We start from the raw sequence: 6491 nt of genomic DNA, 5'->3' as shown, positions 1-6491 counted from the left end.
AAGCCTACAAGCCTACAAATAGCTTATTCCCTAAATATCAACCTTGCAAATTTATTTTGGGAGGTTGTTAATGAAATCTGAGCAACTAATACAAAATGAATTGTTTTCTCATAGCGTTCATATTCTTGATAAATATGAATGTTTTAGCTTAGGTTCAACTACGATCTCAAGCTTAATGAAGTCAAAATACATAAAAAAATTTTCAATAAGTAGAAATTTATTAAGAAAAAAACCTGATGTATTGATTATTGATAACCATAAAAATATCGTTATATATTGTGAACAAAAGCATCCTAATAAATTCAAAACAAATAAAGACATATCAAATGCAATAAATCAAGAAATTGATGTAGCTAAAGCTGTTAATGCTCTGATTTATGTAGTAAATGATGGAGATAGATTTATTTGGGTTAACCCAAATACTGGTAATCCTATATTAGATGAAGATGGGAATATCGTTGATTTACAAATAAAGCCAAAAGAAAACGCCAAACAAATAGCTAAATTAATAAATGATATTAGCCAATCTATTAGTAATGATAATGATAAGATATTAAAAAAGGAAGAGTTAGATCCAACCGATTTAGCAGTAAAGATAAATAGAATTTTAGTTAACCTAACATTTGCATCATCAAAGAAGTCACTCTATACATTTGTTGAATTATTCTTATTTAAATACTTGTCTGATATTGGTGTATTAAAAGGAGAAAACTCTTTTTCTTATATATCTAAAATGTACTCTAATGAATATAAAAGAGAGAATCCAGTTACAACTGATGCTGATGTTTTAGGAAAATATATTGATGGAGCAAGGGAGACTATGAAAACTTTGTTTCCAGAAGGTGAGGATGGGACCAGTATTATTAATGGACAAGTATTTCATGTTGAACGAGGTGATTATAATGAATACATCAGTATTGATGATACTGATAAAATATTTAAACAAGTTATTGAAGAATTTGAACGCTATGAAAAAAATAATGGGAAATTTTTAAGGATATCAAATGACTTTAAATCAAAACTATTTGAAACATTTATGAAAAATTCAAATGAAACTTCTAATATGGGGCAGTTTTTTACTCCATTAAAGATTGTTAATGAAATGGTTTCAATGGTCGATATAAAGGAAGGTATGAAAATCTGTGATCCTGCTTGTGGTGTTGGAAAGTTTCTTCTCGAAGCTGTTGAAACAAAAATACAAGATCTTTACAGTTATCATGATGGTGAACTGAAAAGTAAGATAGAACTTTATGGCTTTGATAAAATGATGTCAGATAAAGATGATTTAACTATTATTTTAGCTAAAGCCAACATGCTTATTTATTTTTCGCAACTATTTCAAGATAATAACTCATTACAAGATGTTAAAAATATTGCTAATGAATTATTGAACAAAACTTTTAATTTACATAAAACTATGTTAGGTACTTTATCAAATCTTGAAGAAAATAAATACGATCTAATATTAGCAAACCCTCCATATTTTCAGTCCAAACCAATGATGGATTCAGCTAAAGAGACTGATAAATATAAATTAAACGGAGGAGGAGTTGAAAGTTTATTTTTAGAATGGATAATGAAGTCTTTATCACATAACGGGGTCGCATCAGTTGTATTACCGGATGGAATATTCTCTAATTATATAAATCATAATCTAAAGAAATATATGTTAAATAATTTCTTTATAGAAAATATTATTTCACTACCTGTTGGTGCATTCTTTAATACACCTAAAAAAACATATATTCTTACTATAAGAAAGAAAACACATCAAGAAATAAATGAACATGCAAAACAAGATTATCCAGTTTTTACATATATAGCTAACTCTATTGGTGAAAGTCTAGATTCTTATAGGTTTGATATAGACGATAATGACTTAAAAGAAGCCGCTATAAAATATAACTTTTTTAAAAACTTTAATAAAAAAGAGCTTATTGAGCCAATTAAATCTTATATTGAAGATGATCGTAAACTAAAATTGATACCAATTGATGAGTTTGACCCTGACAAGTCTTGGATAATCGAAAATTGGTGGACAGAAGAAGAAAAAGTTGAAATTGGTTTAAAAAAAGCTAAAACTTTTGTAAGTCCTACAGAGTTTCAAGATCTATTATCAGATATGATCTCAACTCTAAAAGATTTTAAGGAAGAAATTGAATGGCTAAATTAAACTATAAAAGTATAACGCTAGAAAAACTATTTGATTGTAAAAGAGGAAATAGCAAATATACTAAAACATATTGTAATCAGCATAGTGGTGATTACGAAGTTTTCACTGGAACAACAATTGGGCATTTTGGATTTATTGATTCTTATGATTATGACTGTGAAAACTTAACATATTCAACAGATGGGGAATACGCAGGTACTTTGAAAGTATTACATGGTAAACATAATGTTGGGGGACATAGAGCAATTCTAATACCTAAAGTTGAAAATTTGGTATTAGAGTATTTTAAATATATTCTTCAACCAATATTTTTTCTCCATAAAAAGAAAGGTGATGTCCCATCATTATCGTGGAGAAATATTAAAGGATTATTAATTGAAGTTCCTATTGATGATAATGGGAACTACGATATTGAATCACAAAATCTAATTATTAGTAAATATAAGTCTATAGAGATTAAAAAGAAAGAGCTTGAAGATAGACAAAATTATATCAATAGAATTGATGTGAAAATACCTCATTCTGATAAATATAATTATATAAATGAACCCATCCATAAACTTTTTTATGTAACTAGAGGAAATAGTCTATATACAAAGAATTATTGTAAGCAAAATGCAGGGGAATACCCTATTTATTCTGCCGCAAATGATGAGCCTTTAGGGTATATGAATACTTACGACTATGATGGTCGTTATGTTTCAATATCAATAAATGGTATTGCTGGAGTTACAAAAATAATAGAGGGGTGTTTTTCTATAAATGCAGATAGAGTAATTTTAACACCTAAAACATTTGATATCGATTTAGATTACGTTGTATATATTTTAGAGCCAATATTAAGAAATCTATCAAAAGGTAGAAAAGGCATTAATAATAAAAATGAGTTTTCAAAATTAACACCACGAATGATCGATAATGTTAAGATTTCAATACCTATAGATAGTAATGGTGACTATTGTTTAGATGAAATGAGAGAGGTTTCCAAAAAGCATTTGAATATATTAGAAATAAAAAAACAATTAAATGATAAAGTTAGTGAGCTTTTATCTACTGAAATTAGTTTTTAATGTCTTGAATTTACTAAAGGACGAGAATCTACTAAATTATATAATTAGTCAAAGAATACAATTTTATTCAATCACCAATTAATACACATTAACAGGTGTGTAGCGAATGTTTAGGTGGCAGAAAATTTCATCTTGTAAATTTCCTGTTTTAACAATCGCAATTTCACTCATTTTAAATGAGCCTTCCACAAGTTCCTTGTGGGTAACGGTATTCGAGGCATAAACGCTTTGAGCCGACCTGAAATTCAGGTGGGCTATTTTTTATGTCTAGCGTTTGGCTTTGAGTACCTTGTACACACAAGGAATACTTATGGCGCAGCATTATCTGCTTTCAAGCAAATCTAAAAATTTAAATCTCAAACAAATCTTTCGTTTAAGTGAAGACGAAGCCTTGCAACTTTTAAAAGCCAACTGTCGGGAAGATCCTGATAAAATCCTCCAAAGTAGTACGTCTAAATTATAGAATAAGCCACTTAAGATAATCACTCAATGTGTTTAAAATATCAGCAATTAAACTTATCGAAAAATTTCTCTTGACAGAACTAAGACCTTTTTTGAACTGGTCACATTCAAAAACACAAAAAAATTCAAAAAACACTTGACAAAAGAAAGTGCTTGACAAATACCAGTATTTATTATACCTTTTTGCTCACAGAGAATAGTCCCTTCATTATGACTTTGTTTTTTAAGCCTAAAAAGGCTTGGAGATTTCAGAGTTTTAATGAAGGGATTTTTGTTTCTATGGCACAACATTTTCGGTTATCAGCGGCAGCACGCCAGCTATCTGTAGATAGCTTGGCGAGTTTGTCTGATACCGAGATTTTTCAGCTATTGAAACAAGCTCGTTGGGGTAATGTAGATGAAATGAATGATGTTATTTGTCCGCATTGCCATACTCGCCACCACGCCTATTTCATTTCTACTCGTAAACAATGGCAGTGCAAACATTGCCAGCATCGTTTTTCTATTACAGCAGGTACAATTTTTCAAGGTGCAAAACTTTCCTTGCGTAAAATTGTATTGGCAATTTTCTATTTTGTGACTGAAAGCAAGGGATTATCCGCTATTACGTTATCACATAAGCTCAACGTGCAATATAAAACGGCATGGGTACTGTTGCATAAATTTAGGGAAAGTTTAGAAAAAGCCAAAGATTTAACGCTGTTAAATGGTGAAGTACATATCGACGGTGCTTATGTGAATTACTACATTCGCCCTAAAAATTTCTGTCATAAACGTATTGATAGACGGAAGAAACACTATCAGCGTGTGGATAAGTCTTGTGTATTGGTATTCCGCCAACGTGCGGCGAATCAAACCGTGATGAAAGGGGCTGATAGAAGTATTGTCGCCCTAATTAAAGAGGAAAATACGCAAGATATACTTGATTTAACGCAACGCTTAGTCAAGCCGAACAGCACCATTCATGCTGACGAAAACCCTGTTTATGACAGTCTCGCCTTTCATTATGATTTATGGCGAGTAAACCATTCACTGGAATACTGCTCGATTGACGGTATCACGAATAACCTTGCCGAATCCTTTTTTGCACGGTTACGGCGCGCAATTACAGGTATCTACCACAAAATGAACAATAAATATCTGATGTTCTATGCCAATGAAATAGCGTGGCGAGAAGATAATCGCCGAAAAAGTGTAAAAGAGAAATTTGAGCAATTACTAAAATGTTGCTTAAACACCTTGCCATCACGAGATTTTACAGGGTACTGGCAAGGTAACAAAAAAGCCGAAGCATTGTTTGGCGTAGCAAGCCTGACAGCTTCAAACGATTCACACTACCTAAATGCAGCCTAATAAGGAAATTAATATGGAGATATTTCTTTTTATTTATATGTTAGGGATTAGCTTTATCTATCAGCGATTAAGACGATTGCTGATTATCCACTATATGCTTTCAGTCTTGATTATTTTGCTTGTGAGCAAAGGGTTAGAATATTTCTACCCTAGTGTGGAGAGTATTCAGTTTATTGCTGATGTAAATACCTTTTTTATATCTCTTGATGTAACGGTACTGTTTATTAGTGCTGTGTATCGCTTTAGTTATCTCAAAACGAAGGTTATTAATCAAGCCCAACTTGATTCATTGTCCTTAATGCCAACGTTCGCTCTCTTTCCTAGAATACTGTTACATCCATCAGCAAGAGATATTCACGATGATTTTTGGCAACGGTATAAAAACCTGAAATAGCCACTATTTTTACTGCAACAAAAAGGAATACAAATGACTGAAAAAAGAATCAATACAGACCTAACAAAAATGTCTTACGAGCAGTTTCAAGCGTTTATGCAAGGGATTGCTTTGCTTTATTCTAACGTGAGCTTTGAGCGTAATTACATGTCTTTATTTAGTGACTTAAGCTCAATGGCGAAACATGTTGAACGACTACCTTCGGATTTCTTTACTTTTTATGGGGCGTATGAAATTGCGGATAATCAAGTTGTGCTTGCTGTGTTTAGAATTAACCTCTCTGAATCAGAGAGCGATGAAAGTCCAAATATCTCAGATATTGAAGTGAGTTTTGCAGAAGATGAACGTAATCTACGATGCTTGGTTCGAATCAGAAAATATCTCACCCAATCGGATTTTGTAGCAAGGGCAAATGTTGCCTATCCACCAGTAATGGAAGATTTGTTATGGGGAAAAGATTCTGTCAGTAAAAAAACATCTAAAAAGACATCTTCTACTGAAATGGAAAATCCTGTTTGGGATTTCGATGACGATGTTTCTTTTTAAGTGAGTTATATTTTTCAATATCCTTTAAATCAGAAAGCCTTTAACTTATCATCAAGCTAAAGGCTTTCTTTTCAACGGTTAATTATTCAAGTTTTGGTTTTGTGCAACTGCTACATAATACCGTGTACTATAAGGCTTTAGCCCACTTTTTACCAACACTTTTGTCTACTATGCCTGGAAAATTATAAGATTAAGTGTTGAAGATGGCGGAACGGACGGGACTCGAACCCGCGACCCCCTGCGTGACAGGCAGGTATTCTAACCAGCTGAACTACCGCTCCGCAAAAAATGACTAAATTAAATGGCGGAACGGACGGGACTCGAACCCGCGACCCCCTGCGTGACAGGCAGGTATTCTAACCAGCTGAACTACCGCTCCGCATTTGTGGTGCGCATAATAATATCGTTGAGAGATCTCGTCAACCTCTTTTTATGAAATTTAGTTTAATTGATGAATTGATAAGCTAAAGAGCAAAATTTACGACAATTTCTT

6 protein-coding genes and 2 tRNA genes are annotated in these 6491 nt (G+C 32.3%); 6 read left to right on the top strand and 2 right to left on the bottom strand.

Annotation, left to right across the window (positions count from 1 at the left end):
• Nucleotides 1–70 precede the first annotated feature (70 nt).
• The 6 genes from JP36_RS09580 to JP36_RS09560 all read left to right on the top strand — a co-directional run bounded on the left by JP36_RS09580 (nt 71) and on the right by JP36_RS09560 (nt 5998).
• Nucleotides 71–2173 carry an HsdM family class I SAM-dependent methyltransferase gene (locus JP36_RS09580; RefSeq protein ID WP_039174178.1) on the top strand — a complete coding sequence of 701 codons (2103 nt, stop codon included), beginning with the start codon at nt 71–73 and terminating at the stop codon, nt 2171–2173.
• Entirely contained in the window at nt 2161–3243 is a 1083-nt protein-coding gene (locus JP36_RS11410) for a restriction endonuclease subunit S (RefSeq protein WP_081964374.1), read from the top strand. The genes JP36_RS09580 and JP36_RS11410 overlap by 13 nt, the downstream gene beginning before the upstream one ends.
• Before the next feature lie 310 nt (nt 3244–3553).
• Entirely contained in the window at nt 3554–3706 is a 153-nt protein-coding gene (locus JP36_RS11560) for a hypothetical protein (RefSeq protein ID WP_234702187.1), read from the top strand.
• Between the two features lie 278 nt (nt 3707–3984).
• Nucleotides 3985–5058, top strand: coding sequence for an IS1595 family transposase (locus tag JP36_RS09570; protein ID WP_039174177.1), 1074 nt, complete (start codon nt 3985–3987; stop codon nt 5056–5058).
• A 13-nt stretch (nt 5059–5071) separates the two neighbouring features.
• Nucleotides 5072–5452 (top strand): hypothetical protein, encoded by a 381-nt coding sequence (locus tag JP36_RS09565; RefSeq protein WP_039174175.1) that lies wholly within the window; start codon nt 5072–5074, stop codon nt 5450–5452.
• 33 nt (nt 5453–5485) lie between these two features.
• Nucleotides 5486–5998 carry a hypothetical protein gene (locus JP36_RS09560; RefSeq protein WP_052119488.1) on the top strand — a complete coding sequence of 171 codons (513 nt, stop codon included), beginning with the start codon at nt 5486–5488 and terminating at the stop codon, nt 5996–5998.
• A gap of 204 nt (nt 5999–6202) precedes the next feature.
• Here JP36_RS09560 and JP36_RS09555 read toward each other — a convergent pair.
• Nucleotides 6203–6279: transfer RNA gene (locus JP36_RS09555), tRNA-Asp, on the bottom strand.
• Nucleotides 6280–6300: 21 nt separating this feature from the next.
• A tRNA-Asp gene (locus JP36_RS09550) sits at nt 6301–6377 on the bottom strand.
• Between the last annotated feature and the right edge of the window lie 114 nt (nt 6378–6491).

The organism is Gallibacterium genomosp. 1, assembly GCF_000771875.1.
Taxonomy (GTDB): domain Bacteria; phylum Pseudomonadota; class Gammaproteobacteria; order Enterobacterales; family Pasteurellaceae; genus Gallibacterium.
Note: the sequence above shows the minus strand (reverse complement) of the source record. Positions and strands in the feature narration are given on the sequence as shown.